This window comes from Alcanivorax limicola, from assembly GCF_019931215.1.
In the GTDB taxonomy this organism is placed as follows: domain Bacteria; phylum Pseudomonadota; class Gammaproteobacteria; order Pseudomonadales; family Alcanivoracaceae; genus Isoalcanivorax; species Isoalcanivorax limicola.
Genome location: NZ_JAIOUB010000002.1, coordinates 705892 through 730645 on the forward strand (window position 1 = coordinate 705892; position 24754 = coordinate 730645).

The 24754-nt window shown below is 62.9% G+C and carries 24 protein-coding genes; 9 read left to right on the forward strand and 15 right to left on the reverse strand.

Annotated elements, in window-relative coordinates:
• The first annotated feature begins 35 nt into the window (after positions 1-35).
• Both glnL and glnG read left to right on the forward strand, forming a co-directional pair.
• Positions 36-1175, forward strand: coding sequence for a nitrogen regulation protein NR(II) (gene glnL / locus K8B33_RS09205; RefSeq protein ID WP_223425775.1), 1140 nt, complete (start codon positions 36-38; stop codon positions 1173-1175).
• 41 nt (positions 1176-1216) lie between these two features.
• Positions 1217-2638, forward strand: a complete 1422-nt coding sequence (glnG, locus tag K8B33_RS09210; protein WP_223425776.1) for a nitrogen regulation protein NR(I) — start codon at positions 1217-1219, stop codon at positions 2636-2638.
• 27 nt (positions 2639-2665) lie between these two features.
• Here glnG and K8B33_RS09215 read toward each other — a convergent pair whose 3' ends face one another.
• Positions 2666-3124: a nuclear transport factor 2 family protein gene (locus K8B33_RS09215; protein ID WP_223425777.1), complete on the reverse strand. Its 459-nt coding sequence runs from the start codon at positions 3122-3124 to the stop codon at positions 2666-2668.
• A gap of 2 nt (positions 3125-3126) precedes the next feature.
• Between K8B33_RS09215 and pip the strand changes: the two genes are divergently transcribed.
• The 5 genes from pip to K8B33_RS09240 all read left to right on the forward strand — a co-directional run bounded on the left by pip (position 3127) and on the right by K8B33_RS09240 (position 7900).
• On the forward strand, positions 3127-4104 hold the full coding sequence (gene pip / locus K8B33_RS09220; protein WP_223425779.1) for a prolyl aminopeptidase: 978 nt from the start codon (positions 3127-3129) through the stop codon (positions 4102-4104).
• 2 nt (positions 4105-4106) lie between these two features.
• A complete protein-coding gene (dtd, locus tag K8B33_RS09225) occupies positions 4107-4535 on the forward strand; it encodes a D-aminoacyl-tRNA deacylase (RefSeq protein WP_317846217.1) in 429 nt (142 codons plus the stop codon).
• A 106-nt stretch (positions 4536-4641) separates the two neighbouring features.
• Complete coding sequence (locus K8B33_RS09230) at positions 4642-5124, forward strand: DUF3015 domain-containing protein (protein ID WP_223425782.1); 483 nt, start codon at positions 4642-4644, stop codon at positions 5122-5124.
• Between the two features lie 101 nt (positions 5125-5225).
• Positions 5226-7076 (forward strand): Lnb N-terminal periplasmic domain-containing protein, encoded by a 1851-nt coding sequence (locus K8B33_RS09235; protein WP_449697254.1) that lies wholly within the window; start codon positions 5226-5228, stop codon positions 7074-7076.
• Complete coding sequence (locus K8B33_RS09240; protein ID WP_223425784.1) at positions 7055-7900, forward strand: alpha/beta hydrolase; 846 nt, start codon at positions 7055-7057, stop codon at positions 7898-7900. The genes K8B33_RS09235 and K8B33_RS09240 overlap by 22 nt, the downstream gene beginning before the upstream one ends.
• Here the strand turns inward: K8B33_RS09240 and tatC are convergent.
• From tatC to K8B33_RS09305, 13 genes are all read right to left on the reverse strand, one after another.
• Complete coding sequence (gene tatC, locus K8B33_RS09245) at positions 7889-8674, reverse strand: twin-arginine translocase subunit TatC (protein ID WP_223425785.1); 786 nt, start codon at positions 8672-8674, stop codon at positions 7889-7891. The genes K8B33_RS09240 and tatC overlap by 12 nt on opposite strands.
• Positions 8671-9075, reverse strand: coding sequence for a Sec-independent protein translocase protein TatB (tatB, locus tag K8B33_RS09250; RefSeq protein WP_223425787.1), 405 nt, complete (start codon positions 9073-9075; stop codon positions 8671-8673). The genes tatC and tatB overlap by 4 nt, the downstream gene beginning before the upstream one ends.
• Before the next feature lie 35 nt (positions 9076-9110).
• Positions 9111-9356 (reverse strand): Sec-independent protein translocase subunit TatA, encoded by a 246-nt coding sequence (gene tatA, locus K8B33_RS09255; protein ID WP_223425789.1) that lies wholly within the window; start codon positions 9354-9356, stop codon positions 9111-9113.
• 50 nt (positions 9357-9406) lie between these two features.
• Positions 9407-9736: a phosphoribosyl-ATP diphosphatase gene (locus tag K8B33_RS09260; protein WP_223425792.1), complete on the reverse strand. Its 330-nt coding sequence runs from the start codon at positions 9734-9736 to the stop codon at positions 9407-9409.
• A 79-nt stretch (positions 9737-9815) separates the two neighbouring features.
• Positions 9816-11435 (reverse strand): AarF/UbiB family protein, encoded by a 1620-nt coding sequence (locus tag K8B33_RS09265; protein WP_223425794.1) that lies wholly within the window; start codon positions 11433-11435, stop codon positions 9816-9818.
• Positions 11432-12082 (reverse strand): ubiquinone biosynthesis accessory factor UbiJ, encoded by a 651-nt coding sequence (locus tag K8B33_RS09270; protein WP_223425795.1) that lies wholly within the window; start codon positions 12080-12082, stop codon positions 11432-11434. Before K8B33_RS09270 ends, K8B33_RS09265 begins: the two co-directional genes overlap by 4 nt.
• On the reverse strand, positions 12079-12828 hold the full coding sequence (gene ubiE, locus K8B33_RS09275; RefSeq protein ID WP_223425796.1) for a bifunctional demethylmenaquinone methyltransferase/2-methoxy-6-polyprenyl-1,4-benzoquinol methylase UbiE: 750 nt from the start codon (positions 12826-12828) through the stop codon (positions 12079-12081). The genes K8B33_RS09270 and ubiE overlap by 4 nt, the downstream gene beginning before the upstream one ends.
• A gap of 47 nt (positions 12829-12875) precedes the next feature.
• Complete coding sequence (locus tag K8B33_RS09280) at positions 12876-13577, reverse strand: FFLEELY motif protein (RefSeq protein ID WP_223425797.1); 702 nt, start codon at positions 13575-13577, stop codon at positions 12876-12878.
• Between the two features lie 22 nt (positions 13578-13599).
• Positions 13600-14928, reverse strand: coding sequence for an ATP-dependent protease ATPase subunit HslU (gene hslU, locus K8B33_RS09285; protein WP_223425798.1), 1329 nt, complete (start codon positions 14926-14928; stop codon positions 13600-13602).
• A 6-nt stretch (positions 14929-14934) separates the two neighbouring features.
• Positions 14935-15474, reverse strand: a complete 540-nt coding sequence (hslV, locus tag K8B33_RS09290; protein ID WP_223425799.1) for an ATP-dependent protease subunit HslV — start codon at positions 15472-15474, stop codon at positions 14935-14937.
• Positions 15475-15590: 116 nt separating this feature from the next.
• Positions 15591-16211, reverse strand: a complete 621-nt coding sequence (locus K8B33_RS09295) for an SPOR domain-containing protein (RefSeq protein WP_223425801.1) — start codon at positions 16209-16211, stop codon at positions 15591-15593.
• Positions 16211-17956, reverse strand: a complete 1746-nt coding sequence (gene argS, locus K8B33_RS09300) for an arginine--tRNA ligase (RefSeq protein ID WP_223425803.1) — start codon at positions 17954-17956, stop codon at positions 16211-16213. Before argS ends, K8B33_RS09295 begins: the two co-directional genes overlap by 1 nt.
• A 76-nt stretch (positions 17957-18032) precedes the next feature.
• Positions 18033-20237, reverse strand: coding sequence for a primosomal protein N' (locus K8B33_RS09305; protein WP_223425805.1), 2205 nt, complete (start codon positions 20235-20237; stop codon positions 18033-18035).
• A 212-nt stretch (positions 20238-20449) separates the two neighbouring features.
• Between K8B33_RS09305 and rpmE the strand changes: the two genes are divergently transcribed.
• Together rpmE and K8B33_RS09315 are read left to right on the forward strand one after the other, a co-directional pair.
• Positions 20450-20671 carry a 50S ribosomal protein L31 gene (rpmE, locus tag K8B33_RS09310; protein WP_223425807.1) on the forward strand — a complete coding sequence of 74 codons (222 nt, stop codon included), beginning with the start codon at positions 20450-20452 and terminating at the stop codon, positions 20669-20671.
• A 125-nt stretch (positions 20672-20796) separates the two neighbouring features.
• Positions 20797-22071, forward strand: a complete 1275-nt coding sequence (locus K8B33_RS09315) for a malic enzyme-like NAD(P)-binding protein (RefSeq protein WP_223425810.1) — start codon at positions 20797-20799, stop codon at positions 22069-22071.
• A gap of 54 nt (positions 22072-22125) precedes the next feature.
• On the opposite strand, the gene K8B33_RS09320 is transcribed toward K8B33_RS09315, so the two are convergent.
• Positions 22126-24696 carry a penicillin-binding protein 1A gene (locus K8B33_RS09320; RefSeq protein ID WP_223425812.1) on the reverse strand — a complete coding sequence of 857 codons (2571 nt, stop codon included), beginning with the start codon at positions 24694-24696 and terminating at the stop codon, positions 22126-22128.
• Positions 24697-24754 lie beyond the last annotated feature (58 nt).

Below are 24754 nucleotides of genomic sequence, written 5' to 3' on the forward strand. Positions count from 1 at the left end.
TGTTGTGATGGCCTGAAACTTGCTTTGGCCCTGCTATGGCGAAAACCAGATATCCCGACAGCTCTGTGCACAAGCGGCTGCTGGATCACCTGACCACGGCGGTAATGATGGTGGATGCGGACCTGCGCATTCGCTATCTGAACCCTGCGGCAGAGATTCTGCTCTTTGCCAGTGCGCAGCGGTCGGTGGGCCAGCGCCTGCCAGACTGCTTTTTTGATGATGAAGACTCCAGTGCTGCACTGCATCGGTGCATTGACGAGGGGCATCCCTTTACCCGCCGTGAAGCAAAGCTGGCGATTGCGCCGGGCCAGGAGATCGTCGCCGATTACTCCATGGTCCAGCTCAGTGATCCGGGGCAGCCTGTCAGTTTGCTGGTGGAGTTGCAGCCGCTGGATCGCATGTTGCGCATCGGGCGAGAAGAAGCACTGGTGCACGCGCACCAGGCGACGCGGGCGCTGGTGCGTGGTGTGGCTCACGAGTTGAAGAATCCGTTGGGGGGCATTCGCGGTGCTGCGCAGCTTCTGGAGCGCGCGCTGCCTGATCCTGATCTGGCCGAATATACCCGGGTCATTATTGACGAGGCGGACCGGCTGCGCTCGCTGGCGGACCGTATGCTGGGGCCACGGCGGTTGCCGTATTTCCGGTCGTTGAATATCCATGAATGCCTGGAGCATGTGCGCCAGCTGGTGCTTGCCGAGCACCCCGAGGGGGTGGCGGTACGGCGTGACTACGACACCAGCCTGCCGGAAATTCCGGCTGACCGGGACCAGATGGTGCAGGTGGTGCTGAATCTGGTGCGCAATGCGGTACAGGCGCTGACCGAAGCACGCATCGAAGATGCCCGGGTGATCCTCAGAACGCGGGTGTTGCGGCAATACACTATCGGAACTGTGCGCCACCGCATGGTTCTGAAGGTGGACATCGAAGATAACGGCCCGGGTATTGCAGAGGAGTTAAGGGAGACGTTGTTCTATCCGATGGTCAGTGGTCGGGCCAATGGCTCCGGTCTGGGGTTGTCGATCGCACAGTCGATCATCAACCAGCACAGCGGGCTGATCGAATGTGAGAGCGCTGTCGGCAAAACGGTATTCAGTCTGGTGCTGCCGATGGAAGCGCAGGCAGAGATGGATGAGGTCGGCGCGCGCGTGCTGGCCAGTGGACACAGGCCGGAATGACGCGTGCAAGGCAATGCGGAATCACACGAGAGTAATACACCATGACGGCAAAAGTTTGGGTCATAGATGACGATCGTTCGATCCGGTGGGTGCTGGACAAGGCCCTGGGGCAGGAAGGTTTTAACGTCGTTGCCTACGAGGATGCGGACGAAGCGCTGAACGCGCTGGAAAGTGGCACGGAAGAGCCGGATGTGTTGATTTCCGATGTGCGTATGCCGGGCACGGATGGCTTGCGCATGTTGAAGGTATTGCAGCGCAAGCACCCGGATCTGCCCGTGATTATCATGACGGCGCACTCGGATCTGGATTCGGCGGTGGCCTCCTATCAGGGCGGAGCATTCGAATACCTGCCCAAGCCGTTTGATGTGGATGAGGCGGTGGCGCTGGTGAAGCGTGCGGTCCGTCACCGCGCCGAGGCGCGCGGCGGTCCGGTGGAGCAGCCCAGTGAACCGCCGGCGGAAATTATTGGCGAAGCCCCGGCGATGCAGGAAGTGTTTCGCGCCATCGGGCGGCTCTCCCATTCCAATGTCACAGTATTGATCAATGGGCAGTCCGGTACCGGCAAGGAACTGGTTGCCCACGCACTGCATCGCCACTCGGTGCGTGGCGAGAAGCCGTTTGTGGCGCTGAACATGGCGGCCATCCCCCGGGACCTGATCGAATCAGAATTGTTCGGGCACGAGAAAGGCGCCTTTACCGGTGCCAATGCCCAGCGTATTGGCCGCTTCGAACAGTCCAATGGCGGCACGCTGTTTCTGGATGAGATCGGCGATATGCCGATCGAGGCACAGACCCGGCTGCTGCGGGTGCTGCAGGAAAACGAATTTTATCGCGTGGGCGGCACGACGCCGATCAAGGTGGATGTGCGCATTATTGCCGCGACCCACCAGGATCTTGAAAAACTGGTGAAAGACGGCGACTTTCGTGAGGATCTGTTCCACCGCCTCAACGTGATCCGCATTCATATCCCGCGCCTGAGTGAGCGCCGCGAAGATATCCCGCGCCTGGCGCGTTACTTCCTGCAACGTGCTGCGCGTGAGCTGGAAGTCGAGGCAAAAACCCTGCATGCCGATACCGAGCGCTATCTGGCCGGGCTGCCCTGGCCTGGCAATGTGCGGCAGCTGGAAAACACCTGCCGATGGCTGACCGTGATGGCATCAGGCAGGGAAGTGCTGGTGGACGACCTGCCCATGGAGCTGAACCAGCAGGACGTGCGGCCGGAAATCGGCGGCAGTTGGGAAAAATCCCTGCGCCAGTGGGCGGAGCGTGCCCTGTCTGGCGGCGAGCGCGGCATTCTGGACAGCGCGGTGCCGGTATTCGAACGGGCGATGATTGAAGTGGCGCTCAACCATACCGGCGGCCGTCGCCGCGATGCGGCATCGTTGCTGGGGTGGGGGCGCAATACCTTGACGCGCAAGATCAAGGAGCTGGGCATGGATGAATTGGCCGGTGTTGACGATTGACGCCTGACCGACAAGCCGCTCGCCGAGCTATTCCAGCGCCCGGCGGGCGCTGGCACGGACCACCTGCCAGTCACTGCCATCGTGTTGCCAGTCAGTGCTCATTCTGAACAGCTGCCCCCGGGCGGGCAATAAACCGCCGTGGCCACCGGTCACCAGGGCATTGAAGGTGGCCTCGGCCTGATCGTCGCGAACCGGGTCCAGTGTTACCGAGACGTTGGTAATTACTACCCGGATGTCCTGATAGCGCAACAGCAGACCGGCCATCATTCGTTGGGTATCGCGCCGGTCCATGGTGCTTTGCCCGCCGTATTGTTCCAGCACGAAGTCCTCGGCCAGCCGGGCGCTGATCACGGCGCCCCGGCGTTCAGTGACGGCATCCGCCATCTCGTGTATGGCGGCCTCGATGGCCTCCTCCGGTGGTGTCTTGCTGCAGGCTGTCAGTACCAGCGCACACAGCAGCACGGCGGCAAATCGCGTATGCTTCATTCATGAATCCTGACAATTCGGTTCCCGTCCGGGAATCACTTTATCCCGAGATACAACCCTGGGACCAGCGCCACCTCGATGTGGGTGCGGGCCACCGTATCTATGTGGAACAGTCCGGCAACCCCGAGGGGGCCCCCGTGCTGCTGGTTCATGGCGGGCCGGGCGGCGGCTGTTCACCGCGGATGCGGCGCTACTTCGATCCGGCGCACTGGCGCATCATTCTGTTTGATCAGCGGGGCGCGGGCAGGTCGACCCCGCTGGGCGGCTTGCAGGCCAATACCACCGCGGATCTGGTCGCCGACATGGAGCGGATCAGAACAGTGCTGGGTGTGGAGCGCTGGTTACTGTTTGGCGGTTCCTGGGGCGTCACCCTGTCGCTTTGTTATGGCCAGCAGTTTCCACAACGGGTGTCCGGCATGGTGCTGCGCGGCGTCTTTCTGTGTCGCCGGCAGGATCTGGACTGGCTTTACCACGAAGGGGCGAGCCGTGTTTTTCCGGAGGCCTGGGCGCGCTTCAATGCGCCCATCCCGGTGGCAGAACGTGGCAATCTCACGGCGGCGTACCATGCCCGGTTGATGGCGGACGATCCGGACGGGGAGCTGGCGTTGCGTTGGGCAGAGTGGGAAGCGGCCTGCGCGACCCTGCTGCCGTCCCCGGGAGTCATGACGGCCTTCCGTGAGCGGGCTCTGGCGCTGGCGCGCATCGAAACCCACTACTTTATGGCAAACGGCTTCATGCCGGCGGGTGGTGTGCTGGCCGGTATGCCGGCACTGGCGGGCGTCCCGGCACGGCTGGTGCACGGCCGCTACGATATGGTTTGTCCGGCGGAGCAGGCCTGGACGCTGCACAAGGCCTGGCCGGGCAGCCTGCTCACTGTGGTGCCGGATGCCGGTCATTCGGCCACAGAGCCGTCGCTTGAGTCGGCGCTGGTGCGGGCGGTGGCTGACTTCGCGCGCGAGTCCGGGAGGGCATCGTCTTGAACGTGCTGATTCAGCGGGTCTCCCAGGCCAGTGTGACCGTGGCGGGGGAGGTGGTCGGGCAGATCGAGCGCGGCTTGCTGGTCTTCGCCGGGGTCTGCCGGGACGATGATGAGATGGTCGTGCGGCGGCAGGCAGCGCGGGTGCTGGGCTACCGGGTGTTTGCCGATGACCAGGGGCGTATGAACCTGAATGTGGCCCAGGCCGGGGGCAGTCTGCTGGTGGTGTCCCAGTTTACCCTGGCTGCGGATACCTCCCGTGGCCTGCGGCCCGGTTTCACTGGCGGCGCTGAGCCGGAGCGGGCCCGGCAGCTGTACGAGCATTTTCTCGTCAGCCTGTCGTCGCAAGGCGTACCGGTAGCCGCCGGTATTTTCGGTGCCGACATGCAGGTGGCTCTTGTCAATGACGGGCCTGTGACCTTCTTCCTCTCCTGATTAATGGACTGTTGCGCTGGCCGCCGACTTCTCTATGATGAAGGCAGCGCTGCACCAACCGGTGACGGGCGCCAAGGGACATATAATGTTAATCGGAGGAGTTCAAATGAAAAAAATCGTACTGGCAACTGCCCTGCTGGGCGCGTCCATGACTGCATCCGCCAACGCACCGGGTGGCCCGGGCTGTGGTTGGGGCAACATGCTGTTTGAAGGTCAGAGCGGCCTGCCGATTCATCTGCTGGCAACGCTCGTTAACGGCACCTCCGGTAACGCGACTTTCGGCATGACCAGTGGCACTAACGGCTGTGACACCAGTGGCGCACTGGCTTACAGCGGCAGCAGCCTGCTGGCCATGAATGGCGTGCTGGAAGAAGTGGCGCACGACATCGCCATGGGTGAGGGCGAAGCCCTGACCGCACTGTCCGTTTCCATGGGCGTGTCTTCTGATGACCGCGGGCATTTCAACAGCGTTCTGCACCAGAATTTCTCTGCGATTTTCCCGCATGAGAGCGTTACCGCCGAAGAAGTGCTGGCCAGCATCCAGGCCATCATGAAAGCTGATCAGCAGCTGGTAAAATACACCGCCTGAGGCCATGGCCTGAGATGATGTAACGCTGACTGATTCAGTCTATGCCCTGCCGTATCCGGCAGGGCATTTTATTTTTCCGGATACTTATGCGCTCTCTTCTGATGGCCCCGCTGAGCGGGCTGCTTTGTTCTCTCTGTCTTCTTTCGTCGGCGTCATATGCCTCGGTTCCAGTCGCCGAGCTGGCCGAATCACCACGCTGGCAGGCCTTGATGCACATCAATCGTGGCGCGACGCTGCGTGGTCGGGGGCGCAGCTATGTCACCGACGAGAGTTTCTTTCTGTCGCCCGATGGTCGAGATGATCCGGCGGCGGAACTTGAGGCCAGCATTGCCGCGCTGGCGGAGGCCGACAGCCAGGCACGTTGCGCTTACCCGGCGCGTTATCGCTTTATCGCCGAACAGTTTGGTTGGCAAGACAGTGCGCCCTTCGCGCATTGCGAGGAGTACCTCAGCTGGCGAGAGCAGATACCTGATGGCCCGGTAGTGCTGATTTTTCCTGCTGCCTATCTCAACAGCCCGTCGTCCATGTTCGGGCACACGCTCCTGCGCATTGATGGCGAAGAGGAGGACGGTGTCTGGTTGTCCCAGGCCGTCAATTTCGGGGCCCAGGTAGACAGCAGTGACAACTCGATTTTCTATATTTATCGCGGGCTGGCTGGCGGCTATCCCGGTTACTTTTCGATTGTGCCCTATCTGACAAAGATTCAGGACTACGCCCACCTCGAGAACCGGGACATGTGGGAGTACACCCTTTCCCTGGATGATGAAGAGCGCCGCTGGCTGGTGGAGCACCTCTGGGAGCTGCGCGACATCCGCTTCGACTACTATTTTTTTGATGAGAACTGTTCATTTCGTCTGCTGGAACTGATCGAGGTGGCGCGCCCGGGCAGCCGCTTGCTGGATGATTACCGGTTTGCGGAAGTGCCGGTGAATACGGTGCGCGCACTTCAGGATGCGGGGCTGATCGAGAAACGTGTCTACCGGCCTTCCAAGGCGGCGGAGCTGGATCACCTGGCGTCGCAACTGAGCCCTGCAGCCCGGCGGCTGGCGCGACGCCTGGCCGCTGATCCGTCCCTGGCCGACGAAGACGAGTTCCTGAGTCACCCCGTTGAGCAACAACGCCTGATGGCGCAAACCGCCTATGAATTTCTGCGTTTCCGCAATCGCACGCGGGAGCGTGATGCGCAAGTGGCGCGCAACAGTCTGGCAATGCTGCGCCTGGTGAACCGCCTTTCCGGGCAAGTGGTGGCAGAGGCCGTGCCGCTGTCCGAACCTGAACCCCCGGAGGAGGGGCATGCGACCAAGATGATCGCTGCCGCATACGGGCAGCGTGAAGGTCATGAATTCGGTGAGGTGCAGCTGCGTTATACCTATCACGACCTGTTCGATAACAGCACCGGATTCTTGCGCGGCGCACAGATAGAAGGCATCAATGTGCGTTTGCGCAGCACGGAATCGGCGGCGCTGAAGCTTGAGCGTTTCGACCTGGTCAATATCCGTTCTCTGGCGCCGCGCAGTACCTTTGTGCGGCCGGTCTCCTGGTTCGTACATGCGGGCATTGAGCGCGTGCAGGCGGGCGATGAGGATGATCGTCGCTACGGCCGCTCGCATTTCGTTGAGGGCGGGCCGGGGCTCAGCTGGCAGTGGGGGAGGCTGACACCTTTTGTGTTTGCGACCTTCCGCGCCGAGAATAACAGTGCTTATGATCCCTTTGTCACCGGCGCTGCCGGCGCCAGTGGCGGGCTGCTCTGGCATGCAGGAAGAGGCGCGACGCTGGGTGTCCAGGGGAGTGGCTATTACCTGAACAATGACGAGTACCGGCATCGGGCCAGTGTCACGGCGAATCTGCCGCTGACACGTAATAATGCGCTGCGCCTCGATCTGGAGCGGCTGGCGGTGCGCGGTGACGCAGATACGGAGTTCCGGGTCTCATGGCGCTATTTCTACGACTGACATTGTTGCTCGTGCTAACCGCACAGCTGGGTGCCTGCACGGGCATCTTCTTCTATCCGATGAGCGATTGGGTGCAGAACCCCGCCCGTCAGGATCTGGATTACGAAGACGTGATCCTGCTGCATCCGGACGGCTTGCGACTTCACGGCTGGTGGTTGCCAGCCCAGGGTGAGGACGTGCGCGGGACGGTCTATTTTCTGCATGGCAATGCCCAGAACATCAGCACACATCTGATGAATGTGGCCTGGTTACCCGCCCAGGGGTATCAGGTGTTTCTGCTGGATTATCGTGAGTACGGGATGTCGGAGGGCAAGGCCAGGCTGCCAGCCGTGTTCGATGATATTCAGCTGGGGCTGGACTGGTTGCAGGCTTCCGGGCGTGTGGAGGGCCCCCTGATTGTGTTTGGCCAGAGTCTCGGCGCGAGCATGGCCCCCAACGTGCTGGCCCGGGAGGCAAACCAGGGCAGCTATGACTGCGTCATCATGGAGGCGGGCTTCACCGGCTTCAGGGATATCGTGCAGGAGATCATGCGGGGCAGCTGGGTGCTGTGGCCATTCAGTTTTGTTGTGGCGCCGACCATTTCAACGGACTGGGATGCCCGGGATCATATTGCTGCGCTGGCGCCCAAGCCGATCCTGTTATTGCACAGTCATGATGATCAGATTATTCCCTTCCATCACGGCGAGACCTTGTTTGAGGCGGCGCAGGAACCGAAAACATTTCAGGCGTTGCGGGGTGGGCACATCATCAGCACGCGTGACCCGTCGGTGCAGGAACGGCTGGTGGATTTCATGGCGAGCGACTGCGCCGGATCAGCGCGCTGACCCGGCGTCTTCCTGTTCTGCGTCCGCTTCGTCGGTTGCCTCACGCGGCTTGACCCAGCGGGCGGCCACCAGGCCGAGTTCGAATAGCACCCACATCGGAATGGCCAGCAATGTCTGCGACAGAATATCCGGTGGCGTCAGCAACATGCCCGCGACAAAGCAGCCGACAATGATATAAGGCCGTTTGGTCTTGAGCTTTTCGACAGTGGTGACGCCCGTCCAGACCATCAGCACAATGGCGATGGGCAGCTCGAAGGCGAAGCCGAATGCCAGAAACAGCTTCATCACAAAGTCGAGGTAGCGGCTGATGTCGGTGGCCACCGCGACACCCTCCGGTGCGATGGCGGTAAAGAAAGCGAAGATCAGCGGAAAGACCACGAAATACGCGAACGCTGCGCCGAGATAGAACAGCAGCACGCTGCTGACCAGCAATGGCATGGCGATGCGCTTTTCATGGCGATAGAGCCCCGGCGCGATAAATGCCCAGGCCTGATGCAGTATCACCGGCATGGCAACAAAGATGCTCAGGTACAGCGTCAACTTGAACGGCACAATAAAGGGGGCGGCCACATCGGTGGCGATCATTGAGGCGCCTTCCGGCAGGGCATCAATCAGCGGCTTCGCGACCAGCGTGTAGAGGTCTCGCGAAAAATAGAACAGCCCGAGAAAAATGACCATGATGGCGGCCATGCTTTTCAGCAGGCGGTTGCGCAGCTCCAGCAAATGGCTGATCAGGGTCTGCGGCAGTTCTTCAGAGTGGGGCGGTTGTCTCATGAGGGATCGTTATCTGCAGAGGGACGCTCGGAGATCTTTCGTGTCGGCGTGCTTTCCGTCTCGTTACTTTCCGTCTCTTTGCCGGTGCCCAGCGTTTCTTGCACCGGCCGCCGGGTGTTGTGCTGCGGTGCCGCATCCACCTCCGGCGGCATCATGTCCTGATCCAGCTTCAGGCTCTCATCCTCCAGCCCCATCTCCTTGAGCTGTTCCTTGAACTTCTCGCGCATGTCCATGTTGATGGCTTCGCGTTCGAGTTCATTCTTGAGATGCGTGAATGCCCCCCGGGCACGGCCCACCCATTGCCCCACGGTGCGCGCGGCCTTGGGCAAACGTTCGGGTCCCAGTATCACCAGGGCGATGACAAAGATCAGCGCCAGTTCAGCAAAACTGATATCCAACAAGGGGCGGCTCCTGTCTGAGGATCAGTGCCTGAGAATCAGGACTGGTGGTCTTTGTCTTTGACCGGTTCGCCATGCTCGTCGAGGGTCGTGCCCTTGTCGTCGTCATGGCGCGCCTTGATCTGCTTGCTACCGTCTTCCTCGCCTTCCTTGACCGCTTGTTTGAAGCCTTTTACTGCGCCGCCAAGGTCGCCGCCGATATTGCGCAGCTTCTTGGTGCCAAACAGTACTACAACGATTGCCAGAACAATCAGCAGTTGCCAGAGACTGATGCCGGATAACATGAGTGACTCTCCACACTAAAAACGCAAAAGTTAAAAAACGTCGTATGTTCTCAGTTGCTGCGCGAGGCCTTTTCCTCGTGCCCCGAGAGCCCGAAGCGGCGCTCCAGTTCTGCGATGACCTGTGCCGGGGATGCATTCAACGCGGCCAGCATGACCATACTGTGAAACCAGAGATCAGCGGTTTCACTGATCAGGGCATCCAGCTTGCCGCTGACTTCTGCATCCCGGGCGGCGAGGATGGTTTCCACCGCCTCCTCGCCCACCTTCTCGAGAATCTTGTTCAGACCCTTGTGATACAGGCTGGCCACGTAGGAGCTTTCCGGGGCTTCGGTCTTGCGCGCTTCCAGCACGTCGTGCAGCTGGCTCAGTACGTCATTCATGCAGATTCACCTACGCAGACACCGCGATTCATGGGGTCGAGTCTAGCAGATTCATGGGGCGAGCGTCCGACGCGCCGCCTCAGCGGCGCAGGGCGCCGAGCAGCAGCAGGGCGCCTGCCCCGGCGCTGGCCCCGGCCCAGAAACCGCTGAGCAAAAGGGTGCTGCCCAGCAGGCCCAGGCCCGCGATGCCGCCGAGCAGCTTGCGCCGGTGATGGGTCTGCTGCTCGGCCAGGCGCGCGGCCAGTTGCTGCTGTTGCTGTGGCAGACGGCGCAGGTTCTCCAGGGCGTCGCGCAGCATGTCCGGCATGTCCGGCAGGCTGGCGGCCCACTCCGGCGCCCGTGCCTGGAGCTTGCGCAGCGTGGCACCGGGGCCGTAGTTGTCCATCATCCAGGTTTCCAGCAGCGGCCGGCCTGTGGCCCAGATGTCCAGCTGCGGGTAGATGCTGCGGCCCAGGCCTTCGATGTGTACCAGGGTCTTCATCAGCAGGATGTACTGGACCGGCGCCTCGATATGAAAGCCGCGGGCCATGTCGAACAGCTTCATCACCAGCGGCGCGAATTCCAGCTGGTCCAGTGGCATGGTGCGAATGGGTTCGACGATGCTGCGCACGGCACGCTCGAAGCGATGCCGGTCCACCGGTACCGTGGTCCAGCCGGCGCGAATCACCACATCCACCAGCGTGGTGTAGTCCTCGCGCATGACTGCCAGCACCATGCGCCCGAGCACATCCAGATCGTCCTTGCTCAGGTGGCCGGCGATGGCGCAATCCACGGCCATATACTGCGGCGAGTCGGGCTTGTCCGGGTTGACGAAAATATTGCCCGGGTGCATGTCCGCGTGGAAGAAGTTGTAGCGGAACACCTGGGCAAAGAAGATCTCGACGCCGCGCTCGGCCAGTTGCCTGGGGTCGATACCGGCGGCACGGATGCGATCAATCTCATTCACCGGGATGCCATGGATGCGATCCATCACCAGCAACCGCGCGGTCGTGTACTGCATGTGAATCGGCGGAATGAACAGCAGCGGACTGAACAGGAACTGCCGGCGCATCAGTTCGCTGTTATGCGCTTCTGCGGTCAGATCCAGTTCGCCCCGGATAATGCCGGCATAGTCATCCACCACACGGCGCGGGCGGAAATAACGGGCGTCGCGCCACAGACGCTCCAGCCAGGTGGCGCCAAAGCGCATCACTGTCAGGTCGCGCTGTACGATGCGCTCCAGCCCCGGCCGGCGAATCTTGGCCACCACCTCGGTGCCGTCGTGCAGGATGGCACTGTGGACCTGGGCAATGGAGGCCGAGGCCAGCGGGGTGTCGTCAAACTGGCGGAACACGGCCTCGATGGGCTGCCCCAGTTCCTGCTCGATACGCGCGCGTGCCTGGGCGACCGGGAAGGGCGCGACCTGATCCTGTAGCCGGGCCAGCGCGTCGGTCCATTCCGGTGGCAACAGATCCCGGCGTGTGGCCAGCAACTGGCCGAACTTGATGAAGATCGGGCCGAGTTGATCCAGCGCCTGTTGCAGCCGCTCACCCTCGCTGAGACCGCGAGGGGCGAACCAGCTGGAAGGCACCAGGTACTGCAGCAACACCGCCAGCGGGCGCAGCCCATGGGCGGGCAGCAGGCTGGCCAGCCGATAGCGGCAGGCGATGTGGATGACGAACAGGATACGGCCAACGGGCAGGGTCGGGAGCAAGGTCATTGCCGGGGCTCTTGCTGGGCCCGAAGGCGTTGAATTCGGGCTTCCAGACGTTCGGTGGCCATCTGTAATTCGGTGACATCGTGGCCGAACTCGCGCAGCTCCGTGCGCGAGGGCATCAGGCCGCTCTCCCGGGACAGGTAGTCACTGCCCTGGCGGGCCAGCCGGTCGAGACCTTCCCGGGCCCAGTGGAAAAAGCGCCGGGCACCGTGATCTACCTGTTGCGCGAGTTCGTTGCCCAGCAGTGGCGCGAACAGGGCGCCCCAGTCCACGTCCAGGTCGCGGGCGATGGCGGTGAGCGCCTGCAACAGTTCGCGATCACCGCGCACACTGACCGGGCCGGCAATGACGCCGGGCGCTGTGTCCCAGCCGAGAAATTCTGCGGCCAGATCCAGGGGGCCGCCGCACAGCGAAACATCAGCTTCCGCTTCGCTGCTGTGATAACACTCGACGCCATCTTCCACGATCAGGATGAAGACCTCCCGGGCGGGCACGCGCAGGCTGACCGAGATCAGGCGGCCGCTATGCTCGGCCAGCCGCTGTTGACTGGCCGGGTCGTGGCGCAGGGCGCTGTTGACGCCGCGCTCGATACTGGCCAGCAGCAGGGTCTCCAGCAAGCCCGGCGGCTGTGACTGGTGTTCCAGCGTCATAGCTTGAATCCGCGATGCAGGGCGACAATGCCGCCGGTCATGTTGAAGTAGTCGCAGCGGCTGAAGCCGGCGTCGGTCATCATTGCCTTGAGGGTCTGCTGGTCCGGGTGCATGCGAATGGATTCGGCCAGGTACTGGTAGCTTTCGGCGTCGTTGGCGACAGCCTTGCCGAGCCGTGGCAGCACCGAGAACGAATAGAAGTCATACAGCTTGGCCAGTGGCTCATGCACCGGTTTGGAAAACTCCAGCACCAGCAGGCGGCCGCCGGGCTTGAGCACCCGCAGCATGGACTTCAGGGCTTTTTCCTTGTCGGTGACATTGCGCAGGCCAAAGGCAATGGTGATGCAGTTGAAGCTGTTGTCGGCAAACGGCAGCGCTTCTGCGTTGACCTGCGCGACGCGGGTGTTGTGGGCGCAACCGGCATCGAACAGACGGTCCCGGCCGACCCCGAGCATGGCATCGTTGATATCCGCCAGCACCACTTCACCCTGGTCACCGACGATGCGCGAGAACTTGATGGCCAGGTCGCCGGTGCCGCCGGCCAGATCCAGCACCCGGTGGCCGGGGCGCACGCCCGCCAGCTCCAGGGTAAAACGCTTCCAGGCACGGTGGATGCCCATGGACATAAGGTCGTTCATCAGGTCGTACTTGGGTGCGACCGAACGGAATACGCCGGCAACCTTGCTGGCCTTTTCCTGCCAGGGCACTTCCTGATAGCCGAAGTGAGTGCTTTTGTCTTCCGCCATAATCGTGGTGCTCCGCTGATGCTGAGATCTGTCTGGTGCCGGGGCGTTTACCCGAAGGGGGCCGGGTGGCCCGAAAGCAAACGCTGCATGATATCGCGTTCCCGGGTCGCCAGGGTGGTCAGTAGCGTGTCCACACTGGGCAGGGGGCGCATGGCGCCGAAGCCCCGGTCGAGGAAATCATACAGGCTGCTGAAGCCGGCTGCATGGGCCGGACGTCGCACCAGGCGGAAAGTGGTCTGAATCATACGGCTGCGCACATAGCGGTCAATGTGATGACCGAGCTCGGACACCAGTTGCAGCTGCCGTTCGCGGGCGGCTTCCTGCTGCTGGTCGCGGTAGGCGGCGGCATACAGGTCCGCCGTCAGCATCACCGGCGGGCGGTCCAGTTCGCTCCCCAGCAGGTCGGTGAGCTGCTCATCCAGTTCCTGCGTAATGATGGCCGCTTCCAGCGCGCTGGCCGAGGTGGCCATGACCCGGTCGGGCAGAAGTTTCAGGGCTTTGGGCAGAGCGCGGCGCACTTCCCTGGCCACGGGGCGCAGGTCGCGGCCGCCGTAGACCTCGGAAAACAGGAACTCTGCGCCGGGTTCGGTGGTGGGTTGGGCCAGCAGGTCATGGTGGGAGCGGCGCAGGCGGGCAATCTGCCAGGCCTGCAGCGTTGTCAGACGCGACTGGAAACGCGTGTCGTCACTGTGTTGCCGCAGTGCAAAAAAGCGCTCCAGCGCGTCTCCGAGTCGGTCACCGGCTTTCATCATCCCTGCTCCAGCAGAGCCGCTAGAGAATGTAACGACTGAGATCGTCGTCGCCGGCCAGCTCGCCCAGGTAACGGTCCACCGCTTCGGCATCAATCACCAGCGGCTTGTCGTGGTACTGGGTGGCCAGGTCGTCAGCGTCGTAGCTGATTTCTTCCAGCAGTTTTTCCAGCACGGTGTGCAAGCGGCGGGCACCAATGTTTTCGACCCGCTCGTTGACCTGCCAGGCGACTTCCGCAATCCGGTGGATGCATTCCGGGGTGAATTCGATCTTCAGCCCTTCGGTGGCGAGTAGCGCCCGGTACTGTTCAGTCAGTGAGGCGTTCGGCTCGGTCAGAATGCATTCGAAATCCCGCACTGTCAGTGCGCTCAGCTCAACACGGATGGGCAGGCGGCCTTGCAACTCCGGAATCAGATCCGAAGGCTTGCTGAGGTGGAAGGCGCCGGAAGCGATGAACAGGATATGATCGGTGCGCACCATGCCGTATTTGGTGCTCACAGTGCTGCCTTCGATCAGCGGCAGCAGATCTCGCTGCACACCTTCGCGGCTGACGTCGGTGCCGCCAGCATCGCCGCGCCGGGCGACCTTGTCGATTTCATCCAGAAACACGATGCCGTTGTTTTCCACCAGATCAACCGCCTGGGCCTTGAGCTCTTCTTCATTGATCAGGCGCGCTGCTTCCTCATCGCGTATCAGGCGGCGCGCTTCACTGACTTTCAGCTTGCGTGTCTTGCGCTTGTTGCCGCCCATGCGGGAAAACATCTGTTGCAGCTGGCTGGTCATCTCTTCCATGCCCGGGGGCGCCATGATTTCCACGCCCATGGGTTGGGCAGAAACCTCAATCTCGATTTCCCGGTCATCCAGCTCGCCTTCGCGCAATTTTTTGCGGAACAGCTGGCGCGTGGTGTTATCGGTGGGCTGATCGCTGCCGCGCGCCGGAGGCAGTAGCGCATCCAGCAGCCGGTCTTCGGCGGCATCTTCCGCCTTGCCCTGTTGGCGCTGCATTGCTTTTTCGCGCAACAGCTTGATGGCCATTTCCATCAGGTCGCGGATGATGGATTCCACGTCGCGGCCGACGTAGCCGACCTCGGTAAATTTGGTGGCTTCGATCTTGATGAACGGCGCGTCGGCGATGCGCGCCAGACGCCGGGCAATCTCGGTCTTGCCGACGCCGGTGGGGCCGATCATCAGAATATTTTTCGGTGCCACCTCGTTGCGCAGCTCCAGCGGCAGTTGCATGCGCCGCCAGCGATTGCGCAGTGCCAGGGCGACGGCGCGCTTGGCCGGGTCCTGACCCACGATGTGACGATTGAGTTCGCTTACGATTTCACGGGGAGTCAAAGCAGACATGATGGTTTACCAGGATAATTCTTCGAAAGTGTGATTGTGGTTGGTGTAGATGCAGATATCACCGGCAATGGTGAGGCTTCTGGCCACAATCTCTCGGGCGGAGAGGTCGGTATTCTCCAGCAGGGCGGTGGCGGCGGACTGGGCAAACGGGCCGCCGGAACCGATCGCAATCAGGTTGTTCTCCGGTTCGATGACATCGCCGTTACCGGTGATGATCAGCGAGTTGTCTTTGTCGGCGACGGCCAGCAGGGCTTCCAGGCGTCGCAGGGCGCGATCGGTGCGCCAGTCTTTCGCCAACTCGACGGCGGCGCGCACCAGCTGGCCCTGATGTTTGTCCAGTTGCGCTTCGAAACGTTCGAACAGGGTGAAGGCGTCGGCGGTGCCGCCGGCAAAACCGGCGATCACCTTGTTGTGGTGCAGTCGGCGCACCTTGCGGGCGTTGCCCTTCATGACGGTGTTGCCCAGGCTCACCTGGCCGTCACCACCAATCACGACGTCATTGCCGCGGCGGACGGAAACAATGGTAGTGCCACGATACTGTTCCATGCAGGAAAGCTCCTTGCTGTAAGGCTTGTCGCAGATATGGGGGAGGCTGACGGGAAACTCAAGACCGGAGGCGGGAAAGCGGCCCGGCAGAACGCGCGTCTGCCAGGCCAGAGGGGTCAGGCGTCCGGGTCGCGCACGCGAATGGCCAGTGTTTCGATACCGGCGCTGACCAGCTGATCCTGCACACGGTGCATGGCATTGGCGTTGGTGAAGGGGCCGATCATGACCCGGTGCCAGGTGTCGCCGGAATCCAGGCTGACCGGCTGCACGCGCGCGTCCATGCCTTGCAGTATCAGCTCGGCACGCCGGCGGTCCGCATCTTCGCTGCGGCGGAAGCTGCCGGCCTGAAGCAGGAAATGTTCGCTCTGCCGGTGTGCGACCGGGGCGTCATCGGCGGCCCGCTCCTGATCCGGTGGCGGTGTGCGGGAAGGGCGCTCTGGCCGCGGCGTGTCATCCTCGCCTTTGGGCATGATGACCTCCATCTGCGGCAGTACCGCATAGAAGTCGAAGCGCGGCCCCCGTGAGTCCTCGGCTGGTTTGCTGTCAGGTTTGCTGTCCGTGGTCGCCGTCGCCGGGCGGCTCTCCCGGTCCAGTTGCAGCTGGCCCAGATGAAACAGAAAGGCGATGAACAGACCGGCGACGACGCCGGTGAACAACCAGACCCAGCCGGGAACAAGGCGCTCCCGGGCGGCGGATTTGCTGGCGCCCCGGCGGGGCGCGGCGGGTTTGCGAGCCATTACATACGTTCCAGTGTCGTGATGCCGAGCAGGGACAGCCCCTGGCGCAGCGTGCGTGCGGTGAGCCAGGCCAGTTGCAGGCGGCTGTCGCGCAGCGCCTCACTGTCGGCGCCGAGAATCGGGCAGTGTTCATAAAAGCCGGAAAATTGCCCGGCCAGATCATAGAGATAGGTGCACAGCAGGTGCGGCTGGCCTTTGTCGGCCACCGATTGCAGCACTTCACCGAACTGCAGCAGGTTGTTGGCCAGGGCCAACTCCCGTTCGTCGTCGGTGGTGATCGGCGCCGTGAGGCTGTCCGGTGCCACGTCTGCCTTGCGGAAGATGCTGGCGACCCGCGTATAGGCATACAGCAGGTAAGGTGCGGTATTGCCGTCGAAGCTCAGCATCTGTTCGAAATTGAAGATGTAGTCGCTGGTGCGGTGTTTGCTCAGGTCGGCATATTTGACCGCGCTGATGCCAACGGTGCTGGCGATCTGCATCAGGTCGTCCTGGTCCAGTGCCGGGTTCTTGCTGCTGACCAGCGCCAGCGCGCGATCTTCGGCTTCACTGAGCAGGTCCACCAGCTTGACCGTGCCACCGGCGCGGGTCTTGAACGGCTTGCCGTCCGGACCGTTCATGGTGCCAAACCCCATGTGCTCCAGTGCAGTGGTCTCGGGCACGAAGCCTGCCAGCCGGGCCACCTGGAACACCTGCTGGAAGTGCAGTGCCTGGCGCTGATCAACGAAATACAGAATGCGGTCGGCGCCCAGTGTCTGCGCGCGATAGCGCAGCGCGGCCAGGTCGCTGGTGGCATAGAGATAGCCGCCATCGGCTTTCTGCACGATGACAGGTAAGGGCTGGCCGTCGCGGGTGGTGAAGTCGTCCAGGAAGATGCAGCGGGCGCCGTCGCTCTCGACCAGCAGGCCGGCTTGCTCCAGCGCGGCAACGATCACCGGCAGTTCCGGGTTGTAGGCGCTTTCCCCGCGCACATCTGCGGGTGTCAGGCTGACGCCCAGGCGCTGGTAGACCTCGAAACAGTGGTTCAGGGACACCTGATTGAAGTCGTGCCAGAGCTTCAGGCAGTGGGCATCGCCAGACTGGAGCATGACCACCAGGGAGCGGGCGCGATCAGCGAATTCCGGGCTTTCATCAAAGCGCTGTTTGGCCGCGCGATAGAAGTTCTCCAGATCCGACAGCTCGGAGGACAGTTCGGCCTGGTCCTGCTGCTCTTCCAGGTAGGCCAGCAGCATGCCGAACTGGGTGCCCCAGTCGCCCACATGGTTCTGGCGCACCACGGTGTGGCCGAGAAATTCCAGCGTCCGGGTCACGGCATCGCCGATGATGGTGGAGCGCAGATGGCCCACATGCATCTCTTTGGCCAGATTCGGCGAGGAGTAATCCACCACCACCGTCTGTGCCCTGGCTGCCGGGGCAATGCCGAGTTTGTCGTCGGCCAGCGCGGCCTTCAGCTGGTCCTGAAGGTAATTCCCGGCCTGGAAGAAGTTGATGAACCCCGGGCCGGCGATTTCCGCCTTGCTGACCAGCGGGCTTTCCGGCAGCGCTGCCAGCAGTGCCTCGGCCACGTCGCGGGGCTTGCGCCCGGCGGGTTTGGCCAGCATCAGGGCAATGTTGGTGGCGAAATCACCATGCTGTTTGTCACGGGTGCGCTCAACCTGCACCGGCGGGCGCGGTTGATCGGGCAGGTCGCCACGTTGACGCAGCGTATCGAGGGCCGTTTCGACCAGTGAGATAATCTGTTCTTTCATGATGCGCGTTGTGACACTCGGATGTGGCGAATTCGGGAGCGTGATTGTAAGGCAAATGGAAGGTGATTGCGCTGCCCTACAACAGATCGGTGGGGTCTACGTCCAGGTGCCAGCGGCATTTGCGTTGCAGCGGGTGAGCGCCGATCGCCTCGAGCAGGCCAGGCAGGTGCCGGTGCAGCAGGCCGCGGGTGGGTGCCAGCAGTAACAGCTGCGTGCGGTAGCGCCCCTGACGCCGCTCCATCGGTGCGGGGGCTGGCCCCAGCAGCATCAGTCCGCTGTCCAGGGGCAGGCTCTGGCTGATGTCCTGCAGCAGTGTCATGGCCGTGTTCGCCGCCAGTGCTTCAGCCCGGATCAGCGCCAGATGGCCATAGGGCGGCAGGCCGATTTGCTTGCGCTCTTCCAGTATCTGGTGTGCGAAGCGCTGATAGTCGCCACGGCTCAGCAGTTGCAGCAGTGGATTATCCGGGTGCCGGGTCTGGATCAGCAGCCGCCCGGCGTGGTCGCTGCGCCCGGTGCGGCCGGCCACTTGCAGGATCAGCTGGGCTGCATGTTCCGGGCCGCGGAAGTCGGCGCTGAGGAAACCGGCATCGGCATCCAGCATGACAGCCAGGTCCAGATGCTCGAAGTGGTGGCCCTTGGCCAGCATCTGGGTGCCTACCAACAGCGCTGCGCCGCCGCGCCGGATTTCCTTGAGGCTGGCGTCCAGGCTGCCCTTGCGCCGGGTGCTGTCGCGGTCGATGCGAATCAGGCGGGCGTCCGGGAAGCGGCTGGCCAGCACCGCCTCCAGTTTCTCGGTGCCTGCGCCCATATCCCGCAGGTGCAGCGAGCCGCATTGCGGACAGCGCCGGGGCACGGGCCGGCGATGGTCACAGTGGTGACAACGCAGCTCGCCTGCGGCGCGGTGCCAGGTCATGTGGGCGTCGCAGCGATCGCATTCGGATTGCCAGCCGCAATCGCTGCACATCAGCATCGGCGCATAGCCGCGCCGGTTGATGAAGACCAGTGCCTGGCGATCCGCTTGCAGCGTCTTCTCCAGCGCTTCCAGGCTGCGTGGGCTCAGCGGCGCATCGGCGGGCAGGCCGCGACAGTCCTCTATATAGATATTGGGTGGTTTTGCTGGCCCCGCCCGGTGTGTCAGGCGCAGGTGCCGGTAGCGGCCGGTTTCCGCCTGATGCAGGGTTTCCAGGGCGGGCGTGGCGGTGCCCAGCACCACCGGGATATCCAGCATCTGTGCCCGCCATACCGCGAGGTCCCGGGCCGAGTAGCGGAACCCGTCCTGTTGCTTGAAAGAATTGTCGTGGGCCTCATCGACGATGATCAGGCCGGGTTTGCGCAGCGGGGTAAAGATGGCCGAGCGCGTTCCCAGCACGATGCCGGCGCGCCCGTCCCGGGCATCGTGCCAGGCCTGCAATCGCTCCCGGTCGCTCAGGCCGGAGTGCAGTACCGTGACCGGCACGCTGAAGCGGTCGCGAAAGCGGCGGATGGTCTGCGGTGTCAGGCCGATTTCCGGCACCAGCACCAGTACCTGGCGGCCACTGGCGAGCTGGTGCGCCATCGCTTGCAGGTACACCTCGGTCTTGCCGCTGCCGGTCACGCCATCCAGCAGGAAGGGCACAAAATGGTCGCTGGCGCAGATTGCCCTGATGGCGGCGTCCTGTTCCGGGCCGGGGGCCAGATGGGGCTGCGCCAGCGGACTGCGCGGCGCGCTGTTCGCGGTGATGTCCGGCGCCGGTGCGTCGGTGACCAGCTCGGCCCAGCCTTTTTTCTCCAGCGCCCGCAAGGGCGGGCTGGACAGGCCCAGGGAGGTCAGCATGGGGCGGCTCAGGCCGTCGGGGTGTTCGCGCAGCACGATCAATGCCTGCTGTTGGCGGGGTGCCCGGGTCAGTTGCTCCGGTTCCGCGAAGCGGCCCTGGGCCGTCAGGCGCCAGATCAGCTCTCCGGGGGGCTCGCCGTCATTGTCCTGGCGCAGCAGTACCGGGAGGGCGGTTTGCAGGACCTCGCCAATGGGGTGTTGATAGTAGGTGGCAGCGCGCTGGCACAGCTTGCGCAGGTCGGCGTCCAGCAGTGGCGCGGGGTCCAGCAGGCGTCGGGCGGCGCGGATGCGGCCACCCTCATGCACGGCGTCGCCGGTTTCCCAGACAATGCCGATCAGGCGACGGTTGCCGAAGTCCACCTCGCAGCGGCTGCCGGGCTCGGGCATCGGTCCCGGCGGCGGCAGATAGTCGAACAGCTGCCGCAGGGGAACAGGTACAGCGACCCTGATCACCTTCTGCTGTGCCAAGCGTCTTACCTCGTCAGGGTGGGGGTGGTCGAATCGTTGCCGAAGCGTGTGCTGAAGTGCGCTGCTCAGGCCGTTCACGGGGGACTTTAATACAGACTAGCCCTTGCGGAATACAAACAAGCTGGTAGTATTCGCGTTCCCTTTTGCCCGGCGCAAGCCAATGTGTGGTGCCCGAACGGCCTTCGGGTAGCGACACTGTACGGAGTCAGGCCATGAAAGCAGAGATTCACCCCGATTACCAGAACGTGACAATTACCTGCAGCTGCGGGAATGTCATGAAGACACGCTCCACCCGTTGTGAAGACTTCCTGGTGGATGTGTGTTCCAAATGCCACCCCTTCTACACCGGCACGCAGAAGCAGGCCGAGAGCGGTGGTCAGATCGACAAGTTCAAGCAGCGCTTTGGTGTGCTGAGCTCACGCAAGAAGAGCTGACCTGCCCGTTTGATTGTGTCGCTCGAAAAGCACCCCCGGGGGTGCTTTTTGTGTTTCTGGGGCCCTGAACAGTGTGTATAGCATCCCCCGGCGGGGACGCTCATAAGGAACGAGTGGAGAAACCCATGTCCGATGAGTTCAAGCAGGCGGCGCTCGATTATCATGCCAAGCCGCGGCCGGGCAAGATCAGTGTCGAGATCACCAAGCCCACTGAAACCAGCGGCGACCTGACGCTGGCTTACAGCCCGGGTGTGGCCGAGCCGGTGCGCGAGATCGCCCGTGAGCCGGAGCTGGCCTACCGCTTTACCTCCAAGGGCAACCTGGTGGCGGTGATCAGCGATGGCACGGCAATTCTCGGTCTGGGCAATCTCGGGGCACTGGCCTCCAAGCCGGTCATGGAAGGCAAGGGCATTCTGTTCAAGCGCTTTGCCGGCATCGATGTGTTCGACATCGAAGTCGAGGCAGAGAGTTCCCAGGCATTCATCGACACGGTGCGGCGCATCCACGTCACCTTTGGCGGCATCAATCTGGAAGATATCAAGGCGCCTGAGTGCTTTGAAATCGAGCGCATTCTGAAAGAGCAGTGCGATATTCCGGTGTTCCATGACGACCAGCACGGCACGGCCATCGTGGTCTGCGCCGGCCTGATCAATGCGCTGGAGCTGCAGAAGAAAAAGATCGAGGACATCGTGGTGGTCTGCGTCGGTGCAGGCGCGGCCGGTGTGGCCTCGATCAAGCTGATGATCGAACTGGGTGTGCGTCGGGAAAATATCCTGATGCTGGACCGCAAGGGCGTGATTCACTCTCGTCGGGACGATCTCAACCAGTACAAGGCCGCGTTTGCCAACGAAACCGACAAGCGCACGCTGGCGGATGCCGTGGTCGATGCGGATGTGTTTATCGGCGTGTCCGGGCCGGACATGCTGACGGCGGATATGGTCGCCAGCATGGCGCCGAATCCGATTGTTTTCGCGCTGGCCAATCCGGACCCGGAAATTCGCCCGGAGCTGGCTCACACGGTGCGCAAGGATCTGATCATTGCCACCGGCCGCTCGGATTATCCGAACCAGGTCAACAATGTGCTGGGCTTCCCGTATATCTTCCGGGGTGCACTGGATGTGCGTGCCAGCGCCATCAACGAAACCATGAAGCTGGCGGCGGTACACGCGATTGCCGGGCTGGTGCGTGAGCCAGTGCCAGAGGTAGTGCTCAATGCCTATGGCGGCGATGCGCTATCGTTCGGGCCTGACTATATTATCCCCAAGCCCAATGACCCGCGCTTGCTGGGCGCTGTGTCGGCGGCAGTCGCGCAGGCGGCGGTGGACAGCGGTGTGGCGCGCAAGGGCTACCCGTCCCACTATCCGTTAAAAACGGTGGACGATATTTTCCCCGAGATCTGACGTTCCAAAAAAAGCCCGCGAAAGCGGGCTTTTTTGTTTCAGAACAGATTTGTTTCAGAACAGATCTTCGGGACTTATCTGGTCGCCATCACTGCCGCCGTGCAGTGCATCATCCAGGTCTGGCAAGTCCTCCTCCCTGAAATACTCGAACATGGCGCCCTGATCGCCCGGCCGGGCGCGCTTGCCGCTGTCCGGATTGATGCGCGCAGAGATGATGCCTGGCGGTTGGGGCAGGCTTCTTTCCGGGACCCGTGGCAGGGCCTCAGCGTTGAAGTCGATCCACATCGGCAGTGCTGCGCGGCCACCGTACTCGCCGCGGCCGAGGGTGGCCGGGCTGTCGAAACCCACCCAGGCAACGCTGGCGAGGCCCGGCGCGTAGCCGGCGAACCAGGCATCGAGGTGGTCGTTGGTGGAGCCGGTCTTGCCTGCCAGGTCGCTGCGATTGAGTGTCCGGGCGCTACCTGCGGTGCCGCGACGGATAACATCTTTCATCATCGAATCCATCAGCCAGATGGTGCGGGCATCGACACTGCGTGGCCGCCATTCCAGCAGCGGTGGCGGAATCGTCACGCTGTCGTCGTCGAGCATGGCGGTCTCGGTGAGGGCATCAATATCGGCCGGGAGTGGCTGCTCCAGCACATCGCACTCGTCCTCTTCGCACAGGTGGATCTGCGGCGCCTGCCAGAGCACCTCACCGTCCTCTTCTTCAATGCGCTCGATAAACCAGGGCGGCACCTGATGGCCGCCGTTGGCGAACACCGCATAGGCACTGGCCATCTCCAGTGGTGTGACCGTGGCGCTGCCCAGGGCCAGTGACAGGTCACGGGCGAAGCGCTGCGTTGGCAGGCCAAATTCGTTCAGGGTGGCCATGGTGTTGCCGATACCGACCTGTTGCAGCAGGCGGATGGAGACCAGATTGAGTGAGCGATACAGCGCTTCCCTTACCCGTGTCGGGCCGTAGAAGCGAGCCCCGGCGCCCGTGGGGCGCCAGGCCGATTCAAGTTGACTGTCCTGGAACACGACGGGGGCATCGTTGATCAGCGTGGCGGCAGTGATGCCGCGCTCGATGCCGGCCGCGTAAACGAAAGGCTTGATGGCCGAGCCGGCCTGGCGCTCGGCTTGCAGCGCGCGGTTGTAGTTCGACTGGGCAAAGCTGTAGCCCCCCTGCAGAGCCCGGATGGCACCGGTCTGGGGGTCTACCGCCACCAGCGCGGCTTGCGCCGCCGGCAGCTGCGCCAGGCGCCAGACTTTAGTGCCCTCGTCGTCCGCCACTGCGCGCAGGCGCACGATATCGCCGGGGCTGACCACATCAGCCGGCGCCTTGGGTGCCGCGCCCACGGCACTGGCGTTGAGGTAAGGGCTGGCCCACTTCATCTGCTCCCAGGGCAGCTTGGCGATTTGCCCGGTGCTGAGGACCAGGCGTACCTGGTCGTCGCCGACTTCGGCAACCAGCGCTGCCTCGAGCTCGCCAATGCGCCGATAGTTGCGCAGCTCGCGCGCCCAGGCGGCGATGCTGGTCGGGATGCCGGCCAGGGTCACGGCCTGAGGCGGCGTGTCTTCTGCGTCGCTGGCAGCCTGTGCGTCGGTGTCGCTGGCGTCGAGCTCTGCGGCGGCAGCGGGCAGGGCGGGCAGTTCATTGACGGCGACCCGGGCTTCCGCGCCGCGCCAGCCATGGCGTTCGTCATAGGCGTGCAGGCTATGGCGCAGGCTGCTGACGGCGGCGCGTTGCATGGTGCTGTCGAGGGTGGTGGTGATGCGGATGCCGTCGGTATAGATGCGCGGGCCGATTTGCCGTAGTGCTTCCTGCCGCGCCATTTCGGCGATATACGAGCCTTCCACTTCCGGGCGCGAGCCGTGGTGGCGTGCAGTAATCGGTGCGCTGTGGGCCGCCTGGTAATCTTCGTCGCTGATCACGCCGCGATCGTGCATGCGTTCCAGGATCCAGTCGCGGCGGGCAAGCGCCCGCCGTGGGTTGCTCAGCGGATTGTAGGCGGACGGGGCTTTCGGCAGCCCGGCGATCATCGCCATCTGGGCCAGATTGAGCTCGGCCATGCGCTTGCCGTAGTAGACGTGCGCAGCGGCTTCAATGCCGTAGGCGCGGTGGCCCAGGTAGATCTTGTTGACGTAGAGCTCCAGGATCTCTTCCTTGGTGAGCAGCTTCTCGATCTGGAGAGAGAGCACTATCTCATTGAATTTCCTGAGGAAAGTCTGGTCCCGCGAGAGGAAGAAGTTACGCGCCACCTGCATGGTGATGGTGGAGCCGCCGGAGCGGATCTCACGGTAGCGCAGCAGCTCGGTCAGTGCGCGGGTGAGGCCGCGTAGATCGACGCCGTTGTGCCGGAAGAAGCGCTCATCCTCCGCCGAAGTGATGGCGTCGATGAAGATGGTCGGAATATCCTCGTAGGCGATGGGGGTACGACGCTGTTCACCGTACTCGCCGATCAGATCGCCGTCACGGCTGTATACCCGCAGCGGGATCTGGAAGGTGACCTCGCGCAGCTGGGCCGCGGCCGGCAGCTGAGGGCTGAGGTACAGGAAGCTGGCAGTCATGACGAGGGTGGCGCCACTCAGGCCCAGCAACATCAGGGCAAGGAGAAGTCTGGGCCAGGTTTTCTTCAGCAGCATAGGAGACGGGCTCTGACGGGTAAATATGTGGACCTTGAGAGTGACGTCGGGTCCACTC